Source organism: Paenibacillus sp. SYP-B3998, from assembly GCF_010820665.1.
GTDB lineage: Bacteria > Bacillota > Bacilli > Paenibacillales > NBRC-103111 > Paenibacillus_E.
The window spans coordinates 102,639-129,096 of sequence record NZ_JAAIKC010000014.1 but is presented as its reverse complement, the minus strand read 5'-3'; the positions used below and the strand labels follow the sequence as shown (position 1 = coordinate 129,096).

At 46.5% G+C, this 26,458-nt stretch carries 26 protein-coding genes, 12 tRNA genes and 1 riboswitch; of the genes, 32 read left to right on the top strand and 6 right to left on the bottom strand.

The genetic code is table 11. The features are described 5' to 3' along the window. Positions 1 to 47 precede the first annotated feature (47 nt). The 13 genes from GK047_RS25095 (at position 48) to GK047_RS25035 (ending at position 3,954) form a co-directional block, all read left to right on the top strand. Positions 48 to 123: transfer RNA gene (locus GK047_RS25095), tRNA-Asn, on the top strand. Between the two features lie 28 nt (positions 124 to 151). Further along, positions 152 to 243 (top strand) — tRNA-Ser (locus tag GK047_RS25090). A 33-nt stretch (positions 244 to 276) separates the two neighbouring features. Further along, a tRNA-Glu gene (locus GK047_RS25085) sits at positions 277 to 351 on the top strand. Between the two features lie 13 nt (positions 352 to 364). Continuing rightward, positions 365 to 440 (top strand) — tRNA-Val (locus GK047_RS25080). A 123-nt stretch (positions 441 to 563) separates the two neighbouring features. Beyond that, positions 564 to 640, top strand: a tRNA-Met gene (locus GK047_RS25075). Positions 641 to 669: 29 nt separating this feature from the next. Then, positions 670 to 746 (top strand) — tRNA-Asp (locus GK047_RS25070). A gap of 17 nt (positions 747 to 763) precedes the next feature. After that, a tRNA-Lys gene (locus GK047_RS25065) sits at positions 764 to 839 on the top strand. A 7-nt stretch (positions 840 to 846) separates the two neighbouring features. After that, a tRNA-Leu gene (locus tag GK047_RS25060) sits at positions 847 to 931 on the top strand. Positions 932 to 1,096: 165 nt separating this feature from the next. Further along, entirely contained in the window at positions 1,097 to 1,348 is a 252-nt protein-coding gene (locus tag GK047_RS25055) for a DUF1450 domain-containing protein (protein WP_163952903.1), read from the top strand. Positions 1,349 to 1,463: 115 nt separating this feature from the next. Further along, a complete protein-coding gene (locus GK047_RS25050) occupies positions 1,464 to 1,970 on the top strand; it encodes a ferritin (RefSeq protein WP_163952901.1) in 507 nt (168 codons plus the stop codon). Positions 1,971 to 2,110: 140 nt separating this feature from the next. Next, positions 2,111 to 2,719, top strand: a complete 609-nt coding sequence (locus tag GK047_RS25045) for a GyrI-like domain-containing protein (protein ID WP_163952899.1) — start codon at positions 2,111 to 2,113, stop codon at positions 2,717 to 2,719. 65 nt (positions 2,720 to 2,784) lie between these two features. Continuing rightward, a complete protein-coding gene (locus tag GK047_RS25040; protein WP_163952897.1) occupies positions 2,785 to 3,243 on the top strand; it encodes a hypothetical protein in 459 nt (152 codons plus the stop codon). An 18-nt stretch (positions 3,244 to 3,261) separates the two neighbouring features. Continuing rightward, a complete protein-coding gene (locus GK047_RS25035) occupies positions 3,262 to 3,954 on the top strand; it encodes an AIM24 family protein (RefSeq protein WP_163952895.1) in 693 nt (230 codons plus the stop codon). Between the two features lie 7 nt (positions 3,955 to 3,961). Here the strand turns inward: GK047_RS25035 and GK047_RS25030 are convergent, their stop codons facing one another. Next, entirely contained in the window at positions 3,962 to 4,705 is a 744-nt protein-coding gene (locus GK047_RS25030) for a type 1 glutamine amidotransferase domain-containing protein (RefSeq protein ID WP_205516971.1), read from the bottom strand. A 264-nt stretch (positions 4,706 to 4,969) separates the two neighbouring features. Between GK047_RS25030 and GK047_RS25025 the strand changes: the two genes are divergently transcribed. The 8 genes from GK047_RS25025 (at position 4,970) to GK047_RS24990 (ending at position 9,657) form a co-directional block, all read left to right on the top strand. Further along, positions 4,970 to 5,044 (top strand) — tRNA-Gly (locus tag GK047_RS25025). A gap of 8 nt (positions 5,045 to 5,052) precedes the next feature. Further along, positions 5,053 to 5,129, top strand: a tRNA-Arg gene (locus tag GK047_RS25020). A gap of 25 nt (positions 5,130 to 5,154) precedes the next feature. Then, positions 5,155 to 5,228, top strand: a tRNA-Pro gene (locus GK047_RS25015). 5 nt (positions 5,229 to 5,233) lie between these two features. Continuing rightward, positions 5,234 to 5,304: transfer RNA gene (locus GK047_RS25010), tRNA-Gly, on the top strand. Between the two features lie 312 nt (positions 5,305 to 5,616). After that, positions 5,617 to 6,669 carry a FecCD family ABC transporter permease gene (locus GK047_RS25005; RefSeq protein WP_163952893.1) on the top strand — a complete coding sequence of 351 codons (1,053 nt, stop codon included), beginning with the start codon at positions 5,617 to 5,619 and terminating at the stop codon, positions 6,667 to 6,669. A gap of 50 nt (positions 6,670 to 6,719) precedes the next feature. Then, positions 6,720 to 7,703 carry a FecCD family ABC transporter permease gene (locus GK047_RS25000; protein WP_163952921.1) on the top strand — a complete coding sequence of 328 codons (984 nt, stop codon included), beginning with the start codon at positions 6,720 to 6,722 and terminating at the stop codon, positions 7,701 to 7,703. Positions 7,704 to 7,795: 92 nt separating this feature from the next. Then, a riboswitch (cyclic di-AMP (ydaO/yuaA leader) is annotated at positions 7,796 to 7,947 on the top strand. 2 nt (positions 7,948 to 7,949) lie between these two features. Further along, positions 7,950 to 8,828 (top strand): C40 family peptidase, encoded by an 879-nt coding sequence (locus GK047_RS24995; protein ID WP_205516970.1) that lies wholly within the window; start codon positions 7,950 to 7,952, stop codon positions 8,826 to 8,828. Between the two features lie 175 nt (positions 8,829 to 9,003). Further along, positions 9,004 to 9,657, top strand: a complete 654-nt coding sequence (locus GK047_RS24990; RefSeq protein ID WP_163952891.1) for a hypothetical protein — start codon at positions 9,004 to 9,006, stop codon at positions 9,655 to 9,657. On the opposite strand, the gene GK047_RS24985 is transcribed toward GK047_RS24990, so the two are convergent. Further along, complete coding sequence (locus GK047_RS24985) at positions 9,654 to 11,114, bottom strand: stalk domain-containing protein (RefSeq protein ID WP_163952889.1); 1,461 nt, start codon at positions 11,112 to 11,114, stop codon at positions 9,654 to 9,656. The genes GK047_RS24990 and GK047_RS24985 overlap by 4 nt on opposite strands. 24 nt (positions 11,115 to 11,138) lie before the next feature. Further along, positions 11,139 to 12,308 carry a glycosyltransferase family 2 protein gene (locus GK047_RS24980; protein WP_163952887.1) on the bottom strand — a complete coding sequence of 390 codons (1,170 nt, stop codon included), beginning with the start codon at positions 12,306 to 12,308 and terminating at the stop codon, positions 11,139 to 11,141. 95 nt (positions 12,309 to 12,403) lie between these two features. On the opposite strand from GK047_RS24980, the gene yyaC reads away from it, so the two are divergent. Together yyaC and GK047_RS24970 are read left to right on the top strand one after the other, a co-directional pair. Next, on the top strand, positions 12,404 to 12,970 hold the full coding sequence (gene yyaC, locus GK047_RS24975; protein WP_240344202.1) for a spore protease YyaC: 567 nt from the start codon (positions 12,404 to 12,406) through the stop codon (positions 12,968 to 12,970). A gap of 89 nt (positions 12,971 to 13,059) precedes the next feature. Then, the gene (locus GK047_RS24970) at positions 13,060 to 14,865 is read left to right on the top strand and encodes an ABC transporter ATP-binding protein (RefSeq protein WP_163952885.1); all 1,806 of its coding nucleotides are present in this window, start codon (positions 13,060 to 13,062) and stop codon (positions 14,863 to 14,865) included. Between the two features lie 153 nt (positions 14,866 to 15,018). Here the strand turns inward: GK047_RS24970 and GK047_RS24965 are convergent, their stop codons facing one another. Beyond that, entirely contained in the window at positions 15,019 to 15,591 is a 573-nt protein-coding gene (locus GK047_RS24965; protein WP_163952883.1) for a CcdC protein domain-containing protein, read from the bottom strand. A 163-nt stretch (positions 15,592 to 15,754) separates the two neighbouring features. On the opposite strand from GK047_RS24965, the gene GK047_RS24960 reads away from it, so the two are divergent. The 5 genes from GK047_RS24960 (at position 15,755) to GK047_RS24940 (ending at position 18,435) form a co-directional block, all read left to right on the top strand. Beyond that, positions 15,755 to 16,045 (top strand): hypothetical protein, encoded by a 291-nt coding sequence (locus GK047_RS24960; RefSeq protein WP_163952881.1) that lies wholly within the window; start codon positions 15,755 to 15,757, stop codon positions 16,043 to 16,045. Beyond that, entirely contained in the window at positions 16,045 to 16,680 is a 636-nt protein-coding gene (locus GK047_RS24955) for an HAD-IA family hydrolase (RefSeq protein ID WP_163952879.1), read from the top strand. The genes GK047_RS24960 and GK047_RS24955 overlap by 1 nt, the downstream gene beginning before the upstream one ends. Before the next feature lie 74 nt (positions 16,681 to 16,754). Next, a complete protein-coding gene (locus GK047_RS24950) occupies positions 16,755 to 17,363 on the top strand; it encodes an SAM-dependent methyltransferase (RefSeq protein WP_163952877.1) in 609 nt (202 codons plus the stop codon). Between the two features lie 149 nt (positions 17,364 to 17,512). Beyond that, positions 17,513 to 17,977 (top strand): signal peptidase II, encoded by a 465-nt coding sequence (lspA, locus tag GK047_RS24945; protein ID WP_163952875.1) that lies wholly within the window; start codon positions 17,513 to 17,515, stop codon positions 17,975 to 17,977. A gap of 101 nt (positions 17,978 to 18,078) precedes the next feature. Beyond that, positions 18,079 to 18,435, top strand: a complete 357-nt coding sequence (locus GK047_RS24940; protein WP_163952873.1) for a hypothetical protein — start codon at positions 18,079 to 18,081, stop codon at positions 18,433 to 18,435. A gap of 53 nt (positions 18,436 to 18,488) precedes the next feature. Here the strand turns inward: GK047_RS24940 and GK047_RS24935 are convergent, their stop codons facing one another. Both GK047_RS24935 and GK047_RS24930 read right to left on the bottom strand, forming a co-directional pair. Beyond that, the gene (locus tag GK047_RS24935; RefSeq protein ID WP_163952871.1) at positions 18,489 to 20,633 is read right to left on the bottom strand and encodes a DNA topoisomerase III; all 2,145 of its coding nucleotides are present in this window, start codon (positions 20,631 to 20,633) and stop codon (positions 18,489 to 18,491) included. A 113-nt stretch (positions 20,634 to 20,746) separates the two neighbouring features. Beyond that, positions 20,747 to 21,517: a TSUP family transporter gene (locus tag GK047_RS24930; protein ID WP_163952869.1), complete on the bottom strand. Its 771-nt coding sequence runs from the start codon at positions 21,515 to 21,517 to the stop codon at positions 20,747 to 20,749. Positions 21,518 to 21,652: 135 nt separating this feature from the next. Between GK047_RS24930 and GK047_RS24925 the strand changes: the two genes are divergently transcribed. From GK047_RS24925 to GK047_RS24910, 4 genes are all read left to right on the top strand, one after another. Next, complete coding sequence (locus GK047_RS24925) at positions 21,653 to 23,254, top strand: sensor domain-containing diguanylate cyclase (protein WP_163952866.1); 1,602 nt, start codon at positions 21,653 to 21,655, stop codon at positions 23,252 to 23,254. 117 nt (positions 23,255 to 23,371) lie between these two features. Further along, positions 23,372 to 24,625: a hypothetical protein gene (locus GK047_RS24920; protein ID WP_163952864.1), complete on the top strand. Its 1,254-nt coding sequence runs from the start codon at positions 23,372 to 23,374 to the stop codon at positions 24,623 to 24,625. Then, positions 24,618 to 25,271 (top strand): DUF4129 domain-containing protein, encoded by a 654-nt coding sequence (locus GK047_RS24915; protein ID WP_163952862.1) that lies wholly within the window; start codon positions 24,618 to 24,620, stop codon positions 25,269 to 25,271. The genes GK047_RS24920 and GK047_RS24915 overlap by 8 nt, the downstream gene beginning before the upstream one ends. Beyond that, complete coding sequence (locus GK047_RS24910; protein WP_163952860.1) at positions 25,255 to 26,457, top strand: DUF4350 domain-containing protein; 1,203 nt, start codon at positions 25,255 to 25,257, stop codon at positions 26,455 to 26,457. The genes GK047_RS24915 and GK047_RS24910 overlap by 17 nt, the downstream gene beginning before the upstream one ends. Position 26,458: the final 1 nt, after the last annotated feature.

Genomic DNA, 26,458 nt, shown 5'->3' with positions numbered 1-26,458 from the left:
ACTTGAACCGCAGGGTTCTGGGAGAGTAGAACGTTGCCAAGCAGTTTTCCCTGATAGCTCAGTTGGTAGAGCACTCGACTGTTAATCGAGTTGTCACAGGTTCGAGTCCTGTTCGGGGAGCCATTTTTTCTTACATGTCAGGCTTTATTTTGGAGAGGTGTCCGAGCTGGCCGAAGGAGCACGATTGGAAATCGTGTAGGCGTCACAAGCGTCTCGAGGGTTCGAATCCCTCTCTCTCCGCCATAGATACTTCAATAAATAAAAGCCTGTTTACGAGGCCCGTTGGTCAAGTGGTTAAGACACCTCCCTTTCACGGAGGTAACAGGGGTTCGAGTCCCCTACGGGTCACCATTTATACTCCCATGGAGGCTTAGCTCAGCTGGGAGAGCATCTGCCTTACAAGCAGAGGGTCGGCGGTTCGATCCCGTCAGCCTCCACCATTTTCCTTGAAAGTGTCGCAAGGCTTTAAAGCAGTGCGAATTTATTGTCTTTGGGGAAAATCAATATCGCTAGTGTATACATAATTCGGTATTGTTTTGGAGAAGATATTCGTATCACACTGACGCGGGGTGGAGCAGCCCGGTAGCTCGTCGGGCTCATAACCCGAAGGCCGCAGGTTCAAATCCTGCCCCCGCAACCAACCTCTTAGCAGAGGGAAATACTTTGTGTGGAGCCGTGGTGTAGAGGCCTAACATGCCTGCCTGTCACGCAGGAGACCGCGGGTTCGAATCCCGTCGGCTCCGCCATTTTTTCAAGTTCGTAAGAGTCATTAGCTCAGTTGGTAGAGCACCTGACTTTTAATCAGGGTGTCGTAGGTTCGAATCCTACATGACTCACCATTTTTTTGCGGTCATGGCGGAATTGGCAGACGCGCACGGTTCAGGTCCGTGTGGGCTAACCCCCCGTGGAGGTTCGAGTCCTCTTGACCGCATCACCAGGAAGTTTTCATTATCCTATTAAAGGATAGATGAAAGCTTTTTTTGTTTGTCTTTTTACAAGAATCAGGTCAAGCTTTTTTAGTTTTCCATTGACATTGATAATTATTATCATTAATATCGGTAGTAGCAGCATCAGTCTGGGTGCGGAGAGTGAACCGATGAAAACAATTAAGTACTGCTGTAGGAACGAGAAATTTGGCTCCAAACAAATATATAAATCCCTGAAAAATGAATATCCGGATTTGAAGCAAAAGAAAAAAGACTGTCTAGGTAACTGCAAACATTGTAAAAAAGAGTGTATCGCCATGTTAGGCAAGAAAGAGCTGATATGCGCGGCTTCACCTGACATGCTGTACGCCCAACTTAAACAAATTATCGCTGAATCAAGAGCAGAAAGTGTGATGGTATGAACATTGACCTGCTAAAGTTGTTATTACCGTTTGTATTTGTAGGTGCAGTTCTGGTAATCTTGTATGTATGGGGAATGCGTAGAAGATAACCCAACCGGAAAGGGTGTGTGCACCAATGCTAAATGATACACTTACTGAAGCTCTGAATGAGCAGATGAACTATGAATTTTACTCCGCGCACGTCTATTTAGCCATTGCTGGTTATTGTGCCGCAGAAAGTTTGGATGGCTTTTCTAATTTCTTCACTGTCCAAGCCGAAGAAGAGAAATTTCATGCAATGAAAATTTTCAAATTTATTAATGATCGTGGAAAAAAAGTATCTTTCGCTGGAATGGACACGCCTGTCAATCAATACCGTTCGATACTTGATGCATTTGAGCATGCTTTTAAGCATGAGCAAGAAGTAACAAGACGTATTTATCATCTATCCGATTTGGCGCTTAATGATAGAGAGCACGCGACAATGCACTTTTTGAAATGGTTTATTGATGAGCAGGTAGAAGAAGAATCGATGTTTGACAGCATTATCAATAAGCTGAAACGTATCGATCAAGATAGTAACGCTTTTTTCATGCTTGACGCTGAGTTTGCACAACGTACATTCACGCCTCCGGCTGAATAATGATGATTTGCATGTAAAGCCCCTAGAGCTTACTTTTTCACGGAAATGCGTGAGAAAGTAAGCTTTTTATTTTTTACTGACGCACAGTTGTCAGTATTGGTTTTGTAAACTAGGAGGAAATAAATGGAGGTGATCTGCAAATGGATAAATTGGATCTTGCGAAAATAAACAAATCTTACTACACGGCCCCTACGTACCCTCAGCTTGTTGCTTTTGAACTTATTTCTTATGTCACTATTGCGCGACAAGGAGATCCTAATGGAACGGTCTTTGCACACGCCACTGAGGCACTCTATACGCTCGCATATAGTGTGAAAGGCATATGTAAGAAAGAGGGCCGAGATTTCACCGTAGCTAAGCTAGAGGGCCTCTGGTGGGTTGATGGAGAGCGAACAGCAATGGAGGTGCCTAGTTGCGAGTGGAACTGGAAGCTAATGATTCGCGTCCCCGATTATGTAACCATGGAGATGGTGGAATCCGCACGCCAAATCGCAAGCTTAAATAAAAAAGAAATGGTAACGTTGAGTCAGGTTCACTATGAGACCCTTCATGAAGGGAAATGCGTGCAAATGCTGCACGTAGGCCCATACTCCACAGAACAGGAAACCGTCAAGTGTATAGAGATTTTCATGCATGAAAATAGACTTAAACCGTACGGTAGGCATCATGAAATTTATTTGTCGGATCCTAGGAAGGTGGAGCCGTTGAAGATGAAGACGATTTTACGGCATCCTGTGCAAACTGTATAAGTGGTCTCTTTGCCCTTTTTGCGGTAAAATAAAAGAAAATGTCGCACGGTTTAGGAGGGACGGAGATGAAGGCAAGCAGCAGATTTCTTGTAGGAACGTTACTGATCGCAATTTGGATTGCGATTGGGTTCACGCTGCCTTCTTCTAACGTTCAAGCTAGCTGGCTGGATCGGTTCAAGGATATTTATCAATTACCTGAAAATGTAGAGCAAATTCAGAAAGATTATGAGGCTACAAAGCAGCAATTAGAAGAGCAAAAGGACAAGCTTTCTGAAGCGATACAGCGTTCACAAGAGACTGAAGAAAAACTTCTCGCTCAAAATCAAACGCTCCAAAAGGAAAATGAGCTGTTACAGCAGCGATTAAAGGCTATGGAACAGATAGCGCTAAATAAGGAAAAGCGTAACCATACAATCATGGTAATAACAGTTACTGCTATTGCATTCGTTGTTTTCTACTTTGTGCTAGGAAGGTTGTTCCGTTTTATCGTGTGGCGTAGGCAGAGGCGTAGACCAAGGCCATGATGCAGAAAGGGGGGAACTATGGTGAAAGTATCGCTAGAACAAGCGGCTCGAATGGCTACCCTTCAATTAGAAGCAAATGAATCTGTTCACGTGCTTCACCCGAACCAAATTATTGCTTTTCAAGGGAAGTCTGAACAGCGAGAAGATTCACTAATGAAGCTGCCAGGGATGTACAGGAAAAAGCGTTTTATCCAATCCCGCTTGTACGGACCATTGCAATTTATGATGGGAGTACCTGAAGGGTATAGTATGGCCGTTGTACCTATTGGTATCGATGACGACCTCTTGTACGAATTCCGACACGTTTTGTTTTATACAGAGGGAATTACTTTTACTTCACATTTGCAAAGTGTTAAAAATACATTGATCACGCAGGATTTGGTGAAAATGCAGTTTCGAGGACCAGGGACATTAGGCCTTCTGACAACGGGGCCGCTTTACCAAATGGAGTTGCACTCCGATAATCCACTTTATGTAGATACGAACTGCCTCATCGCTTATCCCAAACAGGCAAGTTTACGTCTGTGTGTATATGGTAATACTATGGCGAGTCAACATATGAACTACCACTGGGAGATGACTGGGCAGGGCAAGGTTCTTTTACAACCATGCAAGCCAGATCGTAAGCTCGATGAACACATGCAAGGGGATAGCTTGTTTAAGCGTATTATAAGGGAAGTAGTGCCCTTCGGCGGTATTTTTATTAAGTAAGAATACGTCAATGGGATGGATTCAATCTTTTGTTAATTAATTTGACAAGTTGATCGGCGAATTCAGCAGCATCAACAGGACATCTGGCTGTAATGAGATTGCCATCTTTCACTACATGGGGGGTTCGTATACGCCCGCCCGCAATGAAGTCGGTGGGAACACGTAAGTTTCTTGTTACTTCATCTTGGACATATTCTGGATAAGTACGGTAGTACTTCCCGTGCCTCCATGCAGTTAAATAGTAGGCCGTTTTTTCTAAGGTTTTAGTTAGCCCTGTTAATTTTTTTCCGAAAATAATACTTTGACCTGTTTGTGGATCTATAGTTCTAGCAAGTACGATAGTCCCATGACAAATCGCTCCTACAGGCTTATCCAATTTCCAAAAATCAAGCATTCTTTGCTGCAGTATCTGGCTTTCCAAATAAGGTTTCATCCCTTTGGCGTGTCCGCCAGGTAAGACAAAGCAATCGTATTGGGTGCTATCGATATCCCCGTATGGAATAGGGGATTGAAATTCCTCCGATTGTTCTAGCTTCCGATAAGCTTGAATGGCTTCTTGGGAAGCACCTAATTGACCGAAAAGAACGCCTGTTAGCAGTAAGGGATCGGTAAACCCTCTGCGACCAGATGGTGTGCTAAACGTAACTTGATAACCTTCGCTCTTAAAACGTTCCCAAGGTATAGCGACCTCCGTTGTATCAAAGTCGTATTCAGGAATCGGCATTAGTAGACGAATAAGTGAAGTCGACATGGTTCATCTTTCCTTTCTTATAAGGCTCACTTAACGAAGCCGAATGCTAGCGTGCTATACTTCTAATAGTAAAATAAATCGAGCTTATGTCAAACTGTGAGCATGTTGCTAAGCGATCCAGAAATTCAAGTCGCTGTGATTAAGCAGGGAACAAATGGAATCCAACTTTTTTCGAAAAACATTTGCTTTTATTCTAAAATCCTGATATATTATTCCTTGTCGCCTCTGAGACCACGTTCTAAAGTGACGAGAAATATCACATATGCGGAAGTGGCTCAGTGGTAGAGCATCGCCTTGCCAAGGCGAGGGTCGCGGGTTCGAACCCCGTCTTCCGCTCCAAATTTTATGCGCCCTTAGCTCAGCTGGATAGAGTATTTGACTACGAATCAAAAGGTCGGGAGTTCGAATCTCTCAGGGCGCGCCATTTTACAAAAAATAAGATAGGCCATCGGGACGTAGCTCAGCTTGGTAGAGCACCTGCTTTGGGAGCAGGGGGTCGCATGTTCAAATCGTGTCGTCCCGATACACGCGGGTGTAGTTCAATGGTAGAACTTCAGCCTTCCAAGCTGGTAGCGTGGGTTCGATTCCCATCACCCGCTTAACGAAAAAGATCACCGTCATGGTGATCTTTTTCTATTTAGGAATAGATAAATTCGTAAGTAGCGAATTGAATATTTATACATGAATTTGTTTCTTGAGTAGCGCTGAAAAACCGATCATGAAAAGGTAAAAGTAGATCACTTTGAGGTAGTCTTTTTTGTTGTGGCTTCAGTTTGCCCATATCACGTAGAGACGGGGTAACAATGGAAATGGAAAAATATATATTGCACATGGCCATAGTTTCCTGTTAACATGATAATAATTATCATTATCAATAAAGTGACTATCATCGAGATAAGGAAGGTATTGTCATGTCTCAGCATATCCATATGAAGCAAGCGGCCTCGGACAAAGTGAACAATCTGCGGACGCGACCTCTTGCTGCAACACTTATTATTATTGGCGGGAGTATCGCGCTTGCACTCAGTTTATGTGTATCCATTTCTCTGGGAGCCGCAGACATTAGTATAAGAACAGTTTGGGAGGCACTCTTTCACTTTAACCCGAATGTGACCCAGCATCAAATCATTCAAGAGCTTCGGCTGCCTAGAGCACTCGCAGGAGCGTTAATTGGCTCATGTTTTGCCGTGGCAGGGGCTATTCTTCAGGGAATGACACGTAATCCTCTGGCAGATACAGGCCTTTTGGGCATAAATGCAGGTGCTGGTTTTGTACTAGCACTTTGTTTTGCTTTCTTCCCAGGGCTGCCGTTCTACCAACTGATTCTGTATTCCTTCTTGGGAGCTGCCGTTGGAACGGGGCTTGTTTATGGGATAGGGTCGATGGCCAAAGGGGGGTTAACTCCGGTTCGTTTGGCTTTAGCCGGGGCTGCTGTCGCTGCTTTATTAGCAGCGCTGAGTGAAGGGATTGCCATTTTCTTTAAAGTAGGACAAGAGCTTGCGTTCTGGTATGCAGGGGGCGTAGCCGGCACGAAGTGGTTGCAAATCAAGATCATGTTTCCATGGATTATTGGAGGGCTGATTGGCTCTTTGCTGTTATCACGCTCCATTACGCTGCTAAGCTTAGGTGAAGAAATTGCAACTAATTTAGGCCAACGTACGAAGCTGGTTAAGCTTGGTTGTGTGATCGTTGTTCTCATTCTTGCTGGTGCAGCCGTGTCTTCCGTTGGCTCAATCGGATTTGTTGGGTTGATGGTTCCACACGCGGCGAGGGCGTTGGTCGGCGTCGACTATCGGTGGATTATACCTTGTTCAGCTGTACTCGGCAGCTTGCTGATGGTGCTAGCTGATATCGGAGCTAGGCTGGTTCATCCCCCTTTTGAAACACCAGTAGGTGCGCTTATTGCTGTCATCGGGGTTCCATTTTTCCTCTATTTGACACGTAGAGATAGGAGGGAGCTATAGTGGCATTGTCTCACGTTTCACGAATAGAAAAACAAAGAAAAACGCGAGCTATGTTGGTCATGACGCTTCTTGGTCTGTTGATCGTTGCCGTCTTTATGATCAGTATGAATTCAGGGTATATTCGATTATCACCCATCGAGGTATTTAAAACCTTGTTTGGTGGTGGAACACCGAAACAGAGTCTTATTCTATTCGAATTCCGGCTGCCGCGAATTGTTATTTCGGTTTTGGTTGGAGCTGGATTAGCCGTATCAGGTTGTATTTTGCAGGGGATTACGCGGAACTCACTCGCTGACCCAGGTATTCTCGGTATTAACGCTGGCGCTGGCTTGATGGTGGTTCTCTTCATTGCCTTTTACCCGAATAATCAAGCTGTACCCGTCTTCTTCTTGCCGATGTTGGCGATGCTTGGTGCTGGAACGGCAGCTGCGCTTATCTTCCTGCTCTCGATTGATAAACATCGAGGAATTTCGCCGAAACGAATGATTTTATCCGGGATTGCCATAGCAGCTGGGATCAGTGCCGCGATGATCGTGTTGACGATCAGATTGGATCCGAACGATTATCAATTCGTTGCGGTATGGTTAGCAGGCAGCATTTGGGGATCGAACTGGAAGTTTGTTATGGCTCTTCTGCCATGGCTTGCCGTTTTGTTGCCGTTCATTTTCTACAAAGCGCGTTCGCTCAATGTGCTAACACTCGGTGATCCGTTAGCCATAAGCCTAGGCTCTAAAGTAGGCGCTGAGCGCTTTGTTCTTCTTTCTTGTTCCGTTGCTTTAGCCGGAGCTTGCGTAGCCATTGGCGGTGGCATCAGCTTCGTTGGCCTTGTAGGTCCACATTTGGCCCGGCAGCTAGTTGGATCCAAACATCAATATTTACTGCCTGCCTCTGCGCTAGCCGGAGGGTTGTTATTAATTATCGCGGATTTGCTCGCTCGTATGATTCTACAGCCATCTGAGATTCCTACAGGCATCGTTGTTGCTATTATTGGGGCTCCTTATTTCTTGTATTTGCTTGCTAAATCAAAGGCATAACAAGTGGATGTCCTTCCTCATAGTCACCTTTAGGGAAAAGTTACCACCTTGCAAAAGTTGTAAATCGAGCTCGAACTGTGCTAGTCTATCAGAGATAAAAAATGCCGAATCTCAGAGCAGCAAAAGCTCTGGTACGGGGGACTTCTTTACTTGGGGTGAATGATCGTCCAGCTTTGCTGGGTGAGCTAGGGAAACCTCTTCCCGAACCCGTCAACTAACCTCGGAGGCTTCAAGGAGGCAAGCTGTTTGAAATTTTTTACGAAACGTCTTATTTGTTCAAGCGCATTCATCTGCGCCGCAGTACCTGTATTCGCGGTGTCATCCGCTCAAGCAGCTTCATCCTCGCTGCCGGTCAAAGTTCAGATTAACGATGAGATTGTACAGTTTCCAGAAGTTCAGCCTTTTATCGATACGAAAGGTAGTCTTCAAGTTCCGCTCCGTGTTCTTTCGGAGAAGTTGGGTTACCAAGTAGGCTGGGCGAAGCAAGGGGACGAGGTTGTCGTAACGCTGAAGAGCAAGCAGCAGGCGATCATGCTGACAACGGATGAGCAGCAAGCAATTGTTAACAGCAAGAAAATTAACTTGGAAAGCAGCCCGACACTGCATCAAGGGAATACATACGTTCCTCTGCGCTTCATTACGGAGACGTTCGGTTCTGCGATGGAGTGGAACGAGCCCAACGAAATTGCTATTGTGAATGTGGATGGCAAATCGCATAATCCTGCTTGGATTGCTCCGCCACCCCCTCCGGCTGCACCACCAGCTCCTTCTATGACGGATCAAATCGTGCAAACGGCAAATGCGTATAGGGGTGTACCCTACGCATGGGGAGGAACAACGCCAAGTGGTTTCGATTGCTCGGGCTTTGTCCGTTATGTTTTCCAAGCTAAAGGCATAGACCTCCCAAGAACATCGGGGGAAATGCATAGTGAAGCCGGAACCTCTGTGACAGATTTGAAGGTAGGAGATCTCGTTTTTTTCGCCTCAAAATCTATTAATCATGTGGGTATTTATGTCGGTAATAATGAATTCATTTCTTCGACTACATCAAGAGGCGTTACAGTTGAAAGCCTTGGTAGCTCCTATTGGAGCGCCAGGTATGTTGGAGCGAAAAGAGTATTGTAAACGAATTCCATATCGAACGCTTGTTTCCTATGATTCTTTCAAATGAAAGCATAGTAAGCAGGCGTTTCTTTTTTTGTGCGAAATCATGCGATTTTTATCGAATTTTTATTGATTTTGGCCTATAATGAAGGAATGTTTGGAAGAAAGAAAGCAGGTGACACATTTCGGTATGCAATTGAGTGTCTGGAAACAATGGTTTCATAAAAGAAAACAATCCGATTCCATCGGTACGATGGTTACAAAAGAAATTGTGTCTGAGATTCCAGTGGAGATTCTGGATGTCATTCGCCGCTTTTTCGGAACGTATAACAATTTCCGGGGAGCACGCAGCCTGCAGACGGACACGTTTATAAGAGAAGTATTTTACGCCACGAAGCAGGATGCTAGAGATCAACGTACAGTAGAAGAGATGGAAACCTATATTCAGCAAAAAAATATGCAGCGTCTTCGCTTAAAATCCTATGAAGTTGATGAGTTCCTTATGTTGAGCGGTAATATTTGTATGATTGGTGTAACGAGAGAGTTCAGCAATCAACATCGAAATCGCGTGCTTTATTTTATGAATAAAGAAGAGGGGACATGGCGATTTCATCATATTGCAAGGTCTCACCATGGGGTTGTGCTTGATAAGTTTCAGGTAAAGGAACAAGTAGGATTCGTGGTAGGAAACGAAAAAGCCGCTTTGCTGTTCATGACGCACGCCCAGTCTTCCGATGCATCGACTTTTATAACTGGGGATTATGTGCATGTAGAAGGGTATCTGGAAGTGGAACAGCAAGTAAGTGGCCAATTATATTATCGAATTGTACGTATGAACCGGGTTCATTAAAAAGTAAGCGATGCTCGATAGAGCTGAGAATTCCATTTGATTTGACCGCCAAGCGATTCAATAATTGCACGAAGCGGCATATAGATATGACTGTCTACAATTGTCGGCGCTTCGTCAAGAGGAACAGATTTACCATTCCAGATCATCACGGGTTGATCCGGTTGCAGTTGAAGGCGGTTGGCGCCATATTGCACGGTTAACGTTCGATTCGTTTCATTCCAAGTAAATTGCGCTCCGATTCTTTCTAGAATCCCACGGAAGGGCACCATGCTTGTTTCTCTAAGTAAATACCCTCTAAACTCATGGACAAACTGTTCATTAACCTCGATTTGGATTTGTTGATGGTCTAAGCGTTCCACAACAAGTGCATTACTAAGCGCACGTCCTGGTTTTCGCAGGATCGATCCATTGGCGTATAAGGCAGAACTTGCACCCCCATCAACATTCATCGCATCCGTTAAACCTAGCTGTAGCAGGACATGTGCCATATCCAAAAGCGTCGCAGAGGACAGCGTGCCCATGATCAGCTGTTGGGAACCATCCACGCCGATGAAACTCCGTACGTTGGCATTGGTCGTAATTTTCGGATCGGTAAAGCCATCTCGCGCAGCATCAATGTCGACGGCACCACCGTTTAGAAGAAGCGGCCCTGCCCCAATAGCAGCATCTATAGCTGGGAGTGCAAAGATTGAACCGGAATCCTGATCAGAGACAGCCGTTGCTAGCTTCATGGAATCCCCAATGTGGATATTCGGCAGCACGTAGGTAGTGTTGTTCGTGCTATTGCCAATTAGGCATATCTGCCCATCCTCTGGAATATCGATAGCCTCTTGGGTCACTATTGTGATTTGTCCCTTTTGAACGACGACCTTGGTCGAGTTTGGAAAATCAATCTGCTTGCCAAAAGCCCCAGTATACCAGACGATTTGGTCGTTAACGGAGTCCCCGTAGTATTTATTCACACCCCAAGACGCAAATGTATAGGTATCTCCGTTATGGGTAACGCTGACTTTTTGTTCGGTTTCGATACGGTGCAAGCTGGCGGTTTTGTTGGCAAGTAGGAGAAAAGCAGGATTACTGCCAGAGTGTACGATTTCACCTGAGCCAATGAGCAAGCCGTTTGGATACCGTTTGGTGTCGTCTTTTTCGTAAGCATCAAAAAAAGTACCATTTATACCTGCTAGTGCATGACTTCGCGTCATCATAGAGCTGAACGATTCGTCATGACCGATGCCAGCCTCAGCTAGGACGGGCTTCACACGAATATAAGGATCAGTAAGATCAACAGTTATCCACTGCGCGCTAAAATTTTTGCCATTATAGGAAACTGTTCGACTTTGGGTTTGAACAGAGTCTTGGGCGGAAGCAGAAGCTGGAATGGCGATGGCAGCTATGAATAGCCAGTTTAAGATTCCTGGGTGCACAAATGTTTTGAACCGTTGTAAAGGCATACGCATACCAGATCCCATCCTTTCTAACACTTACTTCTTCCTTAATTCGCGCAGTGAGTAGAACGTTCCTCTCCAATAGATGCCACCCTGTTTCCAAGTAAGCCACACCGAGCGAATGATCGTATAAAGCAGCAGTGCTGCGCTTACAGGTAGCTGGTAGGCTTCGCTGCCTCGTTTGCCCACGATACGGTCAATGAGCAACCGATACAGCCAGATTTGCAAAATGACAGTTAGGCTAAAGAGGACGCCTCTCCAATCCCATAGGAACAGTAGACCAAGCCACGGGAAAATAAAGAAAAACAATTGTCCCAGACAGGCGAGTATGGCAATGGAGTAGCTGTAGCGAAAACCGGAAAATAAGTTTTTCTCTAAACCCGTTATCGCCTCTCTGAGGGAGCGGTACCATTCTACCTGAAGGGTGTGCTTGCCAGATAGCATTCTTTGTCGGAAGCCTGCGCGTTTCAGGGAAATCCCAAGCTGCAGGTCATCATCAGGTCGCAGGGCAATGGCTTTATGGGTGCCGATCGCATCATAGGCTTTACGGCTGACCATGTTAAAAGCTCCTATGCCGATGCCTTGACGGCGGGAGTCGTCTTTATTAGCGCGCCAAGGACGCACAAACAGGGAGAACGAAAAGAGAAAGAAATGGACGAATCCGCGTAGCAGAGCGCCACGGGCAATCATGTTCGGGGATAGGGTAAGATGCTGGACGTCGTTCTCCTGCATATAAGCAGTTGCATCGGATATTGTTGTTGGCGAGAAAATAATATCCGCATCTGTAAACAGCAAGTACTGGCCTCGGGCTTGAAGATAGCCTTGATAGAGCGCATGGTTTTTACCGAGCCATCCAACAGGCAAATGGGTAATGTGAATGATTTGTAAGGGGGTACGTATGCCCTCTTTGCGCTCAGACCATCTGCGAAGCTCATCTAGTTTCACGCCAGTTGCATCTTGAGAACGGTCATTCACGGCGATAATTTCTAGGCGAGGGTAGTTTTGAGAAAGAAGATGTTGAACGGTTTCAAGGATGGTATTCTCTTCTTCTTTGGCAGCAATGATGACAGAAACGAGCGGAGGCTTGTCCAGCTGCTTCGTCGATCTGGGTAGAGTACGCAGCAGGTGCAAGCCTTTGTAGGTATCCAACGTCATGAATATCCAGTAAAGGAGGGTCAGGATTGCGATAATTCCGAGGGTGGACATGGTGCACCTCCTTATGAAAGAATAGAATTTGAAGGCATTATATCATTCATCGGGAGTTCGGAGCAATGATCCTGAAGGTGCAAGGAGGGCAACTGATGAGGGAAGATCGAGTTGGCATGCAGGAGCAATTTTGGGTGAAAATGAACGGGGAACAGCTCCCCTTGTTTCTCAAGGAGATGAGTCAGGCGAGCTTTAGGGAGACGGAAGCAATCGCTTTTGTCTGTATAGGAACGGATCGATCGACCGGCGACGCCTTAGGTCCTCTCGTAGGTTCTGCGTTGAAGGAAGCGGGATATCCATTCGTCATCGGCACGCTAGAGGCGCCATGCGATGCAAGCAACATGGTTGTTCGTCTCAGTGAAATACCGCAAGGCAGTGTCGTTATTGCGATCGATGCTTGTTTGGGACAAAAGCAATCTGTGGGGTTATATCAGATATCGAATCAGCCGCTTTTACCCGGTAAATCAGTGGGAAAACGGCTTCCGCCTGTCGGCGATTATACAATTGCCGCAATGGTAAATGCGGATGGTCCGAAGCAATACGCGATTCTTCAAACGACTTCGCTGCATCGTGTGTTAGCCATGGCGAGGGAAGTTACGGATGCAATCAAGCATGCTTTTCCGATAAAGGGTATCCAAAATGATATGATGATACAAATTTGATTAAACCTTAAACCATGAGAAATCAGGGCAAGGTTTAATCAAATCAATGAGTATTGGCAGCTGTGTTGTAGAACGGAGTGTGAAGGTAAATGAGACCAGGTGGGGATATGGGCCGACTATCCGATAGGACAAATCGCCCAAAAGCAAAGCTAAAAGATGTGTCTGTTCGTAGAATTTTATTGTTATTTCAAGGCTATTGGGGACAATTGCTTGTTATTGTAGGGTTGGCGCTGCTTGCCGCTGTCATTGGATTAATCCCGCCTCTTGTCATGAAAGAAATTATTGATACAGCGATTCCGCAAGGGAATATGCGGTTGCTGGCGGGAATGGCGCTGCTCATGCTTCTGCTTCCCGTTATGAGCGGTGTGCTGGGTGTCTGGCAAAATCATTTGAACACGAAAGTAACCCAAGGTGTTATTCGTGACTTGGGGCAGTCGCTATTTCAAAATTTGCAGCGACAGTCGATGGCTTTTTTTACGGATGCCCGATCTGGTGAAATCGTCCAGCGAATTACAGGCGATGTGCAGGCTGTCCAGAGCGTGGTTACTTCCCTCGTTGTATCTTCCATAACGCAAATCGTGGTTGTAGCTACGACAATAGGTATTTTGTTTGCGTTAGATTGGAAGCTAGCTATTATCTCGATGATCATTCTTCCATTATTTGTGCTGCCAGTGAAAAAAGTATCCAAGGTGCGGAAGGAACTGCGCACGCAAACGCAAAAAGTACGCTCAGATATCGCGGCTCAGCTCGGGGAAAGCTTTGGGATTTCAGGAGCTTTATTAACGCGTATCTTCGGTAGAGAGCGCCAGCAGGAAGTGGAATTCAAAGCCATGAATCAAAAGGTTATGGATTTGGAGCTGCGGCTTAATCTGGTAGGCCGTTGGTTCGGTATGGCAACGAATACGCTTGGACCGCTAGGTACAGCAATTATTTACATGTACGGGGGTTACTCCGTCATAAGCGGAAATATGACGCTTGGCGCGATTGTTGCTTTCGCGGCCTATCTCGGCCGTTTGTACATGCCTGTCGCCACGCTGCTGAACCTGCAGGTGGAGCTTGCTACGGCGCTGGGTGTATTTCAGCGTATTTTCGAGTATCAGGACATGGTTCCCGATGTCCAAGATGCCCCTGACGCGCGGCAGCTGACACAAGTCGCAGGCGCTGTGGCGTATAAGCAGGTTTCCTTTGCTTATCAGCCCGGACAGTATGCGCTGCGCGATGTGACGTTCGAGGCGCAGCCAGGAGAAATGGTTGCGCTCGTCGGGCCAAGTGGCGCGGGGAAATCAACTTTGATCGGGATGATCGCTCGATTGTATGATCCAACTTCGGGTGACGTCGAAGTGGATGGTGTGAACGTACGCGACGTTCAGTTAGCTTCGCTCCGCAGCACAATCGCTTACGTGACGCAGGAGTCGTTCCTGTTTCATGCGACGATCGGCGATAACTTGCGCTTCGCGAAGCCAGACGCCACGCGTGAGGAGATGGAGGAGGCCTGCCGTCAGGCCTACATCCATGATTTCATCGCGTCGCTCCCTGAAGGGTACGACACGATGGTAGGCGAGCGCGGACACCGACTCTCGGGCGGCGAACGTCAGCGGATCGCGATCGCGCGCGCGATCCTCAAGCGCCCGCGCATCCTCATCCTCGATGAGGCAACCTCACACTTGGACTCGGAATCCGAGTCCTATGTGCAGGCGGCGCTAGAGGAGCTGATGCAGGGGCGCACGACGCTTGTGATCGCGCATCGGCTCTCTACGGTACTTGCGGCCGATCACATTCTTGTGATTGAAGCAGGCAGTGTCGTTGAGCGAGGTACGCACAGCGAACTCCTCGAGCAAGAAGGATTGTACGCACGACTGTACCACACACAGTTCGCGAAGGTGAGCGAGGCTTAGGGCGACGCGAGATGCGAAGAAGGGGCAGTCTTCAGAAGGTAGTATCCGATGAGAAAATAACAGAAGCTGAATAACAAAACCTCCAAAACCACTAGGACAGTGGGGTTGGAGGTTTTGTTGAATTTGAGGTCTTAAGTGCCAAGGCTCAGTAGTCTACACATTATCAAGTGTCGCATTCGATACGGAGCTGGAGCTGTTTTTATCATCCAAGGAGGGCGGATTCTTCTCAAGCTTGACCTCTTCACGCAGCAAATAGCTCAAAAATAAAATGTAGTAAGAAACGATGACGAAAAAGACGCCGGCTGTTAGGGGGTCTTTAGTAAATTGCGATAGATCGGCGGGATTCATGCTAGCTGAATTGGAGACAACGGTGATGAAAACCAGTCGATAGGCAATCCGGCTGAGAAAAAGCACTAACACAGCGATTTCGACCCACAGGTGGGTCCGGTAATACCAACCGTCTGGACGCTGCTCGAAGCGAGTATGACGAATGGCGGTAAGTCCGAGAGCAACGCCTGCCGCTAAACCAATCGCGTAGCTGATAAAGTGAATCGGATGAACGAATCCAAGCATGAAGATGATCAGACCAATGAGACTGAACAGGATGAGACGGAATTTCAACCTGCGGGGGGAAAGCCGTTGAAAGCCGATCGTTCGCTTCGTGCGACGATAAATAACAAAGCCGATGATAAGAAATGGAATCACATAATGAGACCAGTTTTGCATGCGGTTTCCTCCTCAGATTTCGTAAGTTTTCCTTAATTGTAGCAAATTTAGGCTGCTTGTCATGATAAAAATTCTCGCGTTTTTAAAAAACTGTCATACACTTTATAGTACGTCGATACACTTACTATTACACACAAAATGTGCCGCAAGGAGTTGATAAACGATGGCTCTAATTACACATGTTAATGTATGTAATGCCGATCATGAAATTTACTGCTGTCTACGCAATAAAATAGTGAAGCTCGATGGCCAGCAGAAGGAGCAGTTCTGCAGTGGCTGTAAAATGTTTGCAGGTAGTATGGAAGGCCACGAGCAGAGCATGATGTGTATCTGGGAAGATCTGCGCGTTGTGAGCAATCCCCATTATGCCTTAGACCCCCTTGAGGAGTTTATCCACAATCAAATCCGTCAAGTGCCGCCCGAGGGTCCGGCCTTGTTTCTATATACGTCCTGATGGCGAAGCACATACTTTTTGATTTCGATGGAACATTGGTCGATTCCCGTGCCTTGCTTGTGAAGCTGTATAACGAAATGGCGGTGCAGCATCGCTTCCGAATCATCCAGGAGCATGATCTTGCTGCTCTCCGGTCTCTCTCTATTCTTGAACGAGTGGAACGATTGGGCGTTCCGGTACTGCAAATCCCCAAGCTTGCCATGGATGGAAGGCAACGCTATCAGGAGAACATCCGTATGCTGCAAATCGTGCCTGGGATGAAGGAGGTGATTGCGCGTCTATCGGGGAAAGGAATAAAGTGCTCTATCCTTTCTTCGAATTCGGCGAGCAATATCCGACTCTTCCTCAAGAACAATAAGCTCGATGGCGCTTTCAAAGAAATTATATCTGCTAAGCATGTTTTTGGTAAGCATCAGTCTATTCGTAAAGTTATGAAGCAATGGGGGGTTACCCCATCGCAAATTATTTATGTCGGCGACGAACTGCGGGACATTGAGGCCTGCAGAAAGCTAGGCGTTCCGATTATTGCAGTGACTTGGGGTTATGATGCCCCAGGACTCTTACGAAGCGGTAGTCCCGACTATGTCGTTCATTCACCGGGAGAATTAGTGAAAACACTCTTGACCTTAACGTAACGTTAAGGTTTATTTTGCTTATATAGGCTTTGTATTTGGCCTTGTATGTTGAATTGAAAGTGAGGATGTATACGATGGATAAAGAAGAATTACAAGAGCTATACCAACAAGATGCGTACTACTGGGGGAAGGAAGCGAATCAACTTGCTCGGAAAATCCGCTTCTATGCTCCTGCAGCGGGTCATGCAGTGGATTTGGGCGCTGGGGAAGGTCGAGACAGCGTGTATTTGGCTCAGCAAGGTTACAACGTATTGGCTGTTGATTTAGCAACGTCTGGACTAGACAAGGCCATTCGTCTCGCTAAGGAGTCGGGTGTCACAATCGACGTACAGGAAGGCGACATCAACGACTTCCAGCCTCCTCAGCCTGTAGATTTACTATATTCGATAGGAGCCCTTCAGTATGTCCAACCGAACAGACGAAGTGAACAATTTCGTTTGTGGAAAAAGAATACAAGCGTGGGAGGAATGCACGTCCTATTTGCTTTCAACGAGCACCCAGATGTCGCATTAGCCCCCGATTGGGGACGTAATGAGTATTTATACCAAAGGGAAGAGCTCCAATCCTATTATATCGATTGGGAATTGCTCTACACCGAGGCATACATTTTCGACTGCAGCTCTTCCGGAATTCCTCACCAGCATGCTGCAAGTATGTTAATTGCACGTAAGCCCTTTGCTTAAAAGACATGTTGATGAATAGTATGTAAAAAACAGATTTGTTTTTTGAGATAGTAGCGTAAGCTGCTGTCTCTTTATTTTGCAGCATTAGCCGTATGGATCTGAAATCATGTAAAATAGTTATAGTAGATTCAAGCGAAGGAGGCGTATAGATGTTATTCTATCTCATTGTTTTGGTTGTGACAGCGGCTGACCAGCTTTCTAAATATGCCATTCGCTCCATGCTGGAGGTGGGCGAATCGATGCCTTTTTATAAGGATTTCATTTCCTTTACTTATTACCAAAATACGGGAGCGGCAGGAAGCACGCTGCAAGGAGGGGCTCGTTATTTGGGCATTCTCGCCGTTCTTTTTATCATCGCTGTCATGTATTACCGAAAAAAGGGTCTTATTCGTGGATTCCTGAAGGAATCCGGGGCGGCTCTATTCGTAGGCGGGGCCATTGGTAATGGCGTGGAGAGACTGCTTTATGGAAAGGTAACAGATTTCCTCGTCTTTTATTCAGGTAATGGTGTAATGAATCTTGCAGATTTAGCTATTAATCTAGGTGTGTTGTTGATCGTATTAGATATGTTTTTTTCTTTACGCAAAAGAACCGTTGCTAAAAATGTACAATAGAATGAGTCTGTAACCCTATGAAAATAGATCAAAAGAACTACTTATGATATTCTATATAGAAAGGGTAGGATCCCTAGTTTAGGCAATTAGGAGATGATTGCATGTCACCAGAAAGAAAAGAATTAATTGATGAGTTTTTTGCTATGATCCGTAGATTGAATCGTACGGGTACGGATATTATACAGGTGAGAGACTTCTTCTGGGAAGTTTCAGCGATTCGAAATATCGTTCCTCCGACAGTGGAATTCATGTCTGTGCTTAGAACGTATAATGCTGTGTTATTCCATGAATTCAAAAAGTCACTTGTTCCCAACACAAGCATGCATCTGCTGGCCGGCGTTTACATGGAAGCGGGTGAAGCGCTCATCAGTTTAGGGATTACGAGTGTTGAAGAGCTGCAATTAGCAATTAAAGGTTCTGTGCAGCCCCCAAAAGCAGATACATGTTCTAAAATATAAAAAAACCCACGCAGTAAGCATGGGTTGGATAGAAGTAGGTTTGAACTAACGAACTAACTGTTTTTCTTCTCTTGCAGCGCTGCGAGCAGTTTGTCAGCAAGGCTGTTGTTCAACTGAGAGTTATCCGAAAATTTCTCGATCATTTGCCGATTGGCTTTTGCTGATGCACGGCGGCCGCCAGCCCCTTCATTTTCCAACTTTTCGACCACATTACACGGACGACATTGGAAATATTTACCTGACTTTCCTGTGTGAATCTCCATCTTCTTATGACATTGCGGACAACGACGATTCGAAAGTTGGCCGTCTGCTTCACGTTTATACGAACACTCCCGACTAGAACAAACGAGATAACGACCGCGTTTCCCCTTCACTTCCTGGAGATATTCCCCACAGTCCGGACATTTGCTTCCCGTTAAATTATGCGGCTTGTACGCCGCGTCACTCTTTTTGACCTCACTAACGAGTTCTGCCGCTTTGGAGCGAATCCCGCTCAAAAACTTGTCCATACTTCCCTTGCCCTTGGCAATTTGTTCAAGCTCGAGTTCCCAACGAGCTGTAAGTTCTGGTGAACGCAATTCTTCGGAGGCTAGCTCGATAAGCTGTGTGCCTTTACCAGTCGGCATTAAGACAGAACCTTGACGTTCAATGGTGTCCGAGGAAACTAATTTTTCAATAATGTCTGCGCGCGTTGCTGGCGTACCCAGATTATGTTTCTCCATCTGAGAGAGTAAGGAAGCCTCGTTATAGCGAGCAGGAGGCTTCGTCTGACGGCCTAATTGACGGCTGTTTTTGACGGTCACTGGGTCCATCGCTTTGGCCTGTGGCAATAGTTGAGAAGCATCGTCATCGGTTTCAGCCTCTTCACGATCTGGATCAGAGAAATCCGAAGCGCCATATACTTCTTTCCAGCCAGCCTGCTTAACCACCTTACCTGAGGCGTAAAGCTTCTCGCCGGCGATTTCCACCGTTAGCTTCGTCTCGTCATAACGGCACGGTCCATAAAATAAAGCAAGAAATCTTCGAACAATAAGGTCATAAAGGCGACGTTCATCGGCACTAAGGGTGGCTAGTGAAATGGCCTCGCCAGTCGGGATGATGGCATGATGATCGCTGACCTTACTATCGTCAACGATGCGTTTAGTTATCGTTAAAGGCTTGCGGATAAACGGAGCGGCAAGCGGCGCATACGGTCCAATGGCTGCCCCTTTAAGTCTGCCAAGCAAGGTAGGTACCATATCGGAAGTTAAGTATCGCGAATCGGTTCGCGGATAAGTAACGAGCTTGTACTGCTCATACAATCGCTGCAGCACATTCGATGTCTGTTTAGCTGAAAAGCCGAATTTGCGGTTGGCATCTCGCTGCAGCTCGGTTAGATCATAGGCCAGCGGATGCGGAATCTGCTTCTCCGTTTGCTGAACCTGAACGATCTTCCCATTCTGGCCTTGGAGTTTCGTCTTGAGCGCGTTGGCGCGCTCAAGATCAAAAATACGCGAATCCCCTGTTTTTGGATCTCGCCAGCTAGCGCGGAAAGGACCTAGATCCGCTTCGATAAGCCAGTAGTCGACGGAGCGGAATTCACGGATTTCCGTTTCACGGTTAATCATCATCGCGAGTGTGGGCGTCTGTACGCGCCCCGCAGACAGTGACGCGCCGAACTTGCTGGTTAACGCGCGGGTTACATTGAGGCCGATGAGCCAATCGGCCTCTGAACGGCACACGGCTGCTTGATACAGCCTGTTATAGTCCGTACCCGGCTTCAGCTGCGCGAAGCCTTCACGAATGGCCTGATCCGTCTGCGAAGAGATCCAGAGCCGCTTGAACGGCTTTTTCCAACGGATCAGCTCCATGATCCAGCGCGCGACGAGCTCGCCTTCGCGCCCCGCATCGGTTGCAACGACCAGCTCCGCGAGGTCTGTACGGCGGCTTAGCTGCTCAATCCCACGATACTGCTGCGAGGTTTCTTTAATGACCTTAAGCTTCATTTTATCTGGAATGATCGGAAGATCTTCGAGGTTCCAGGTTTTGTATTTGGAATCGTAATCGTCAGGCTCGGCAAGCGTAACAAGATGGCCAAGCGCCCAAGTAACGACATATTTAGGTCCTTCGAAATGGTGCTTCTGTTTGTGGGTACAGCCAAGCACACGGGCAATTTCTTTGGCAACGCTAGGTTTTTCGGTTAATACAAGTATTTTCATCGGCATAACATCCTCATTTCCAACAGGCTAATAAGCTTTATTCATTATATGGTTTTTGGCTGCTGTAAGGAAGCGAAGCCTCCCCGACATGTTGTGGGAAGGCTTCGGTTAGATTAAGCATGGAAAATCAATGTCCAAACCTGCTTGCCAATAAGCAGCACGGTTACGAGAATGAACAGTGGCTTAACGAAGGTGCTGCCTTTGCGAATAGCAACCTGAGAGCCAATTAGCGCACCTGCAATCATTGCTATACCCATGGGCAATCCGTAATACCAATTGACGGATTTCATCAAGAAAAAGGTGCCTAGGCTAGCTGCATTACTCGCCAAGTTCAGCACCTTGGCATTGGCGGAGGCACCGACGAAATCAAAGCCGACCATGAGAAACAGGAAGATCAGGAATGATCCTGCGCCTGGTCCGAAAAATCCGTCATAGAAACCGATGGCGAAAGCGCCGCATATAAGCAGCGTTATGGTTTTGGCGGTTAGGCCACTGAAGGTGGAGGTAGCGCCCCAGTTTTTTTTCATTAACGTATAGATGGTGACGACGACGAGCATACAGACGACGAGTGGCTTCAGAAAATCCGAGGGCACCTGTTTCACCGTATAGGTGCCTAAGATGGCGCCGATAAAAGAGAGCGGGAATAGCCAAGCGGCTAACCGCATATTAACTTTTTTGGATAGCAAAAAGGAACTCGTGCTTGTCAGCGAAGACATGGTTCCGCCAAGCTTGTTCGTTCCCAGACCAAACACAGGGGGAAGACCGGCAAATAGCAAGGCAGGGAGCGAGATGAGACCACCGCCGCCGACGACAGCATCAATGAAAGCAGCTAAAAAACCGGCACCGATTAAAAAGAAGAGCATCTCTAAACTTGGGTATTCCATGTTGTCGGCTCCTTAATTGAACATTCACTTAGGATGATACAAGTTAGCATAAGCCAAAAAAGGACTCTTTTCAACGACAAAAATGGATAGGAGGGGTATAATAATGGCATTAAGGATGAAGAGGAGCATAACATCTTGAGGCGAGGAATACATTCCTATTTTTTGAGCCAGACGATAAAGCAAAGGTTCCGTTTATGGATTGGGACTATTATTATTGCGCTCGAATTTTGTATTATTGTTCCTTTTTATTTTACGGAGAAACACGATCGTTTAAATGAAGCCGAAAGCCAGCTGAAGCAGATCATTGCTTTGCAGAGCTTATATATTGAAAGATGGAGCGAAGAGAAACTAGATACGATTAAAAGGTTCGCGAAATCTGACCCTGCAAAACTTCTTCAAATATCTGAGTTATATAAGGATATCGCGGATTACTCTCGTGTCCATTCTGAGTTTGATGGTATTTTTTTCGTAGATAAGGAGGGGTATTACCGATCGGAGGCGGATTCGAATGCTGCGATTTTTGTTGGAGATCGCTCTTATTTTACAGAGGCCCTTCAGAAAAAAGAGCACATATCTGATGTCTTATTTTCAAATCTTTCGGGTAAGCAAATGATTACCTTTTCTGCACCTGTACTAGGGGATGAAGGGGATTTCCAGGGAGTTGTGGTTGGATCGGTTTCGCTGGATATGCTGGATAAGCTCATGGAGCAGCTTAGTTTTGGGAAAACGGGTGAAGTATTCGTAGTCGATAAGACAGGTAAAGTAATAACGTCTTCTCGATCCCTAAGCCGCCCGCAAGCTGATGTCATGATGACTACAAAAATTATCCAAAGAGCTTATGAGAATATCGACTCAAACGATTCCTATATCGGCTTTCATGGTGATAAAGTCTACGGTCAATACCAATGGTCCACAGGGGAAAACTGGATTGTAGTCGGGGAAATAGCAAAGAAAGAAATTTTCCAGAAATTAAACCGATTAATTGTTACTATTATCATCATTAGCTTGATAGCTCTGCTGCTTAGCTTTATTGCTACGGTCTCTATTACTTCCCGCATTGAGCGACCCATCCGCTATCTGCTTCGAGGGACGAAGATTATACAGAGCGGGAATTATGACTATCAAATCGATGTGGACAAGATTAAACTGGCTCCTGTTGAGTTGAAACAGTTGTGCTCCACGTTCAATATGATGTCAAGCAAGCTGAAAACAAACATAGCGCTGCTGGAGCATTCCGCTTTGGTTGACCAGTTGACGCAGATTCATAATAGACGGTTTATGATGCTGGAAGGCAGTGAGCAATTGCAGACATGCATCGTAGCAGGACAACCTTGCTCCTTGATGATGCTGGATATCGATCATTTTAAACGAATTAACGACACTTATGGTCATTTAGTGGGGGATCGGGTGCTTCATCACGTGGCTTTCCTATTCAAAGAGGAGGCTGACCTGGATACAATTGTCGCTCGATATGGCGGAGAAGAATTTATAATTCTGGCTCTTCATAAAAATGCGGAAGAGACAGCAAGCTTAGCTAATAAATTGAGGAAACGTTTGATGGAAGAACCTTATAAAGATGAGCGTGTCAAAGTGCCCTTAACCGTAAGTATCGGGGTAGCGGAGTACTCGGCTAGTCCAGAGTATGGTACAACGGTGCTGGAGGATATGGTTTCCCGTGCCGATCATGCATTGTATCGAGCGAAATCTGGGGGACGTAATAGAGTAGAGCTAGATTGATGAATTTTTCATTAATCTAGCTTTTTGTTTTTATAAAATGTGGTCAGAAAATTAAAGCTTTAGTGTATAATAAGCAGAGTAAAATTTAAATTACCAACATTTAGGGGGATTTTCGTGTTGAATACGCCAATAAGGCCGATGGGAATTGGAAGAATCTTGGATCGAAGCTTCCTTTTATACCGCAAACACTTTGTGAAGCTGACACTAGTCATGTTGATCTTATACGGTCCGTTTTACTTGCTCCAGCATTTGCTTTTGTATCAAGAGGCGGCAAGCGCGTCCGCTTCTATTTTGGATCAAATTAGGAATGGCGGCTCTTGGCAGGATATTGTTACATCAGGTGCTGCATTTAGAGGAACTTCGCCTGACATTGATGTATGGAAATCGCTCGTTTTCCTCCTTGTCCTCTTTCCTTTATTTTTACTTGGCATGATGCCGGCATCAGTAGCTTCGGTCGTTCATCTGGTGAAGGCTCACTTGTTGGGAGAAAAAGTACCGGGCGTAGGCGATATGCTCAAAAAATCGTTTCGTCGCTTTTGGCCATTAGCTGGAAGCACGGCGCTGGATGGACTCATCGTTTTGGGAATGTACGTTGTTTTTTTCTTTATTTTCGGTATTTTTGTGATTGTTTTTGCGTTGGGAGCAGGTCTATCAGGGACGCTTAGCGGCTCAGGCATGGGAACAGGAGTAGTAATTGGTATTATCTTTTTTATTCTTCTTACGATAGCTGGTTTATTGACAGGGGCTTATTTCTTCCTCCGCTGGGGCTATTATTTACCGATTGTTGCCCTCGGGGAAGATTCCATTGGATTAAGTCGTAGCTGGAGATTGACGCGTGGCAACTTCTGGCGTTTGTTCTTAATGTTCTTCGTACTCATCATTATTTTGTATCTTTTCCAAGCGGTCATCCAATTGATTGTTACGGCTGCTTTCGGCTTGGGACTGGGTGCTCAATTGCTTCTTAGCCTAGTAAGCATTTTAATCGCTCCACTTGGGATTCTATCTTATGCTATTAGTTTTTTTGATTTGAAAGTGCGCAACGATGGCTTAGGTCTTGAAACCATGATTCATAACACGATTAACCCTAGTGGATCAGAGCAATTATATCAACCAGAACGAATTGAACCAGCGCTCCCGCGGGTAGTGGAATCAGAACTACCGAACCAACTCGAAGAGCAGTCGTTGCCACGAGAAGAATCTCAAGGGAGGGAACAGCAAGAAGCCTTTTTGGAGCCTGATCCTTTCGACCCTTTTGATGAACAGGAAAATCAGCAAGCTTTGAACAAAGCGGAGGATCGCGAGCCGCAGAATCAAAACGAAGCATCTCAGAAAGATGGCAAGCCAGAGGACTCGGATAAAAAGAATGAATAGTCTCGGTGCGATTTCTTCTGTGCAGCAAGATAAAGAGCAACTGCAAAACATTTTAAATCAAGATGAATATACGGCGTATGCTATAAAAGAGCATGGTTCGTTAAGGGAATGGCTAAAGCCGTTATTTCGTAAAATTCGCAGTTGGCTGCCCGATTTCAAGATGTCCGAAGGTACGGCGGACTTGTTTACATTGGGCTTGATCGTCCTGTTGTTTGCAATTGCCATCTTCGCGATTTATTGGTTCTCGAAGCAGATGATTTGGCAAAAACGGATTCGCAAGAAGGCCTATTTACCTACCGGGGATTCGAGCCGTTCATACGATTATTATTGGCAGCAAGCAGCTCTTTTGCGGGAAACAAGCGACTGGCGAGAGGGTGTGCGTTCTGTCTTCCTCTCCTTGCTCTTTTATTTAGAAGAAAAACGTTCGATTCGCGTAGAGAAGTGGAAAACAAATTGGGAATATACGGAGGAGCTGATCGGTAAAGCACCTTCGATAGTCCCCCTTTTCCAGGAAAGCTCGTTGGTTTTCGAGCGAATCTGGTATGGAAAAGAAGAAGTAACGGAGGAACTGTTCGATACGATGTACGAGCAAGTGGCTCAAGTAATCGGCAGAGAGGGGGACTTTACCCATGAGAAGGCTGAATAAGCTGAATGTGGGGTTAGTACTCAGTATCCTATTGTTCCTCCTGCTAGGTTATTGGATTGTAAAGCCGAAATTGGTGGATCAACCGCCTTACTTGTCTTTTTCAGCTGATGCCGATGGAACCAGAGCTTGGAAAGAGCTCTTAAGCAGCAAGCAACCATCTGTTAAAGAATGGCGTCTAGATTGGAAAAACTTGCCTAACGAACGGTCAATGTTGCTTGTTGCCATCGAGCCTACGGCGGTTACTAAGGCGGATAGGGAACAATTGCTGAATTGGGTGCGGAAAGGAAATGACTTCATCCTATTCGATCGTCAACCTGTCGGCTGGACGCAATGGTCGATTGAAGATGTTGCTAATGCGGCCAAGAAGGATGAGGTTTCAACGGTTGACAATCGGCTGAATGAGATCATGACCATTACAACGGGGCAGGAATTTCCGGGAACTCCGGGTATCCTCAGGGGAGAAGTGGACACGTCCTTTCGACTCAAGTCGGACGGCCAAGGGAATGGTTTGTTCGCTGATGAACGCGGCATACTCGCTAGACGCCTGGAAGTGGGAGCGGGCAGCATCACCGTGGTGCTGACACCGAACTGGATGCAAAATGAGACGATTAATAAAGAGTCTCATTTCGAATTGATCTGGCCGTTGTTCGCGAAGTCTTGGGGGGCCGTGTGGGTCGATGAGACCCATCACGGCTTAGGTACCAAGCCTGGATTATTGGCCATTTACCCTACGTGGCTGGTGCTTGCCAGCGTGCAGCTCGCTCTTGCGCTGCTGCTGTGGCTCTGGCTGCGCGGCAAGCGCTTTGGGCCTGTCCACACCCCGAGGGCGTGGACGGTAAGGCGCGGCGACGAGACGCTGCAAGCGCTCGCGGCGTGGTATGAGCGCCTCGGCTACCGCGAGGAGGCGCTTGCGCACCAGCAGCAGCTCCTGCGGCAGCTGCTCGCTCAGCGTTGGGGGCTTAGCCCCAACGCAAGCCGAGAGGAGGCCGCGCAAGCTGCGCGCGGCCGTTGGCCTGAGGCGCAAGTGGCGCAGCTTGCGCGCCTGCTTGTGGATGTGCCGCGGGCAGAGGACGGCGGCAGCGACGATGCGCCCCGCGCTGCGAAGCAGCGGGGCCTATCTGCTAAAGAATTCGTGGAACGAACGCGTGAGATGGGTGACATGATCGCCTATTTGGAGAAGGAGTGAG

Bases quoted from the DNA above. Each gene is read 5' to 3' on its own strand.
- GK047_RS25055 (WP_163952903.1), top strand. From the start codon at position 1,097: ATGAAAACAATTAAGTACTGCTGTAGGAACGAGAAATTTGGCTCCAAA.
- GK047_RS25050 (WP_163952901.1), top strand. From the start codon at position 1,464: ATGCTAAATGATACACTTACTGAAGCTCTGAATGAGCAGATGAACTAT.
- GK047_RS25045 (WP_163952899.1), top strand. From the start codon at position 2,111: ATGGATAAATTGGATCTTGCGAAAATAAACAAATCTTACTACACGGCC.
- GK047_RS25040 (WP_163952897.1), top strand. From the start codon at position 2,785: ATGAAGGCAAGCAGCAGATTTCTTGTAGGAACGTTACTGATCGCAATT.
- GK047_RS25035 (WP_163952895.1), top strand. From the start codon at position 3,262: ATGGTGAAAGTATCGCTAGAACAAGCGGCTCGAATGGCTACCCTTCAA.
- GK047_RS25030 (WP_205516971.1), bottom strand. From the start codon at position 4,705: ATGTCGACTTCACTTATTCGTCTACTAATGCCGATTCCTGAATACGAC.
- GK047_RS25005 (WP_163952893.1), top strand. From the start codon at position 5,617: ATGTCTCAGCATATCCATATGAAGCAAGCGGCCTCGGACAAAGTGAAC.
- GK047_RS25000 (WP_163952921.1), top strand. From the start codon at position 6,720: ATGTTGGTCATGACGCTTCTTGGTCTGTTGATCGTTGCCGTCTTTATG.
- GK047_RS24985 (WP_163952889.1), bottom strand. From the start codon at position 11,114: ATGCGTATGCCTTTACAACGGTTCAAAACATTTGTGCACCCAGGAATC.
- GK047_RS24980 (WP_163952887.1), bottom strand. From the start codon at position 12,308: ATGTCCACCCTCGGAATTATCGCAATCCTGACCCTCCTTTACTGGATA.
- yyaC (WP_240344202.1), top strand. From the start codon at position 12,404: ATGAGGGAAGATCGAGTTGGCATGCAGGAGCAATTTTGGGTGAAAATG.
- GK047_RS24970 (WP_163952885.1), top strand. From the start codon at position 13,060: ATGAGACCAGGTGGGGATATGGGCCGACTATCCGATAGGACAAATCGC.
- GK047_RS24965 (WP_163952883.1), bottom strand. From the start codon at position 15,591: ATGCAAAACTGGTCTCATTATGTGATTCCATTTCTTATCATCGGCTTT.
- GK047_RS24960 (WP_163952881.1), top strand. From the start codon at position 15,755: ATGGCTCTAATTACACATGTTAATGTATGTAATGCCGATCATGAAATT.
- GK047_RS24955 (WP_163952879.1), top strand. From the start codon at position 16,045: ATGGCGAAGCACATACTTTTTGATTTCGATGGAACATTGGTCGATTCC.
- GK047_RS24950 (WP_163952877.1), top strand. From the start codon at position 16,755: ATGGATAAAGAAGAATTACAAGAGCTATACCAACAAGATGCGTACTAC.
- lspA (WP_163952875.1), top strand. From the start codon at position 17,513: ATGTTATTCTATCTCATTGTTTTGGTTGTGACAGCGGCTGACCAGCTT.
- GK047_RS24940 (WP_163952873.1), top strand. From the start codon at position 18,079: ATGTCACCAGAAAGAAAAGAATTAATTGATGAGTTTTTTGCTATGATC.
- GK047_RS24935 (WP_163952871.1), bottom strand. From the start codon at position 20,633: ATGAAAATACTTGTATTAACCGAAAAACCTAGCGTTGCCAAAGAAATT.
- GK047_RS24930 (WP_163952869.1), bottom strand. From the start codon at position 21,517: ATGGAATACCCAAGTTTAGAGATGCTCTTCTTTTTAATCGGTGCCGGT.
- GK047_RS24915 (WP_163952862.1), top strand. From the start codon at position 24,618: ATGAATAGTCTCGGTGCGATTTCTTCTGTGCAGCAAGATAAAGAGCAA.
- GK047_RS24910 (WP_163952860.1), top strand. From the start codon at position 25,255: ATGAGAAGGCTGAATAAGCTGAATGTGGGGTTAGTACTCAGTATCCTA.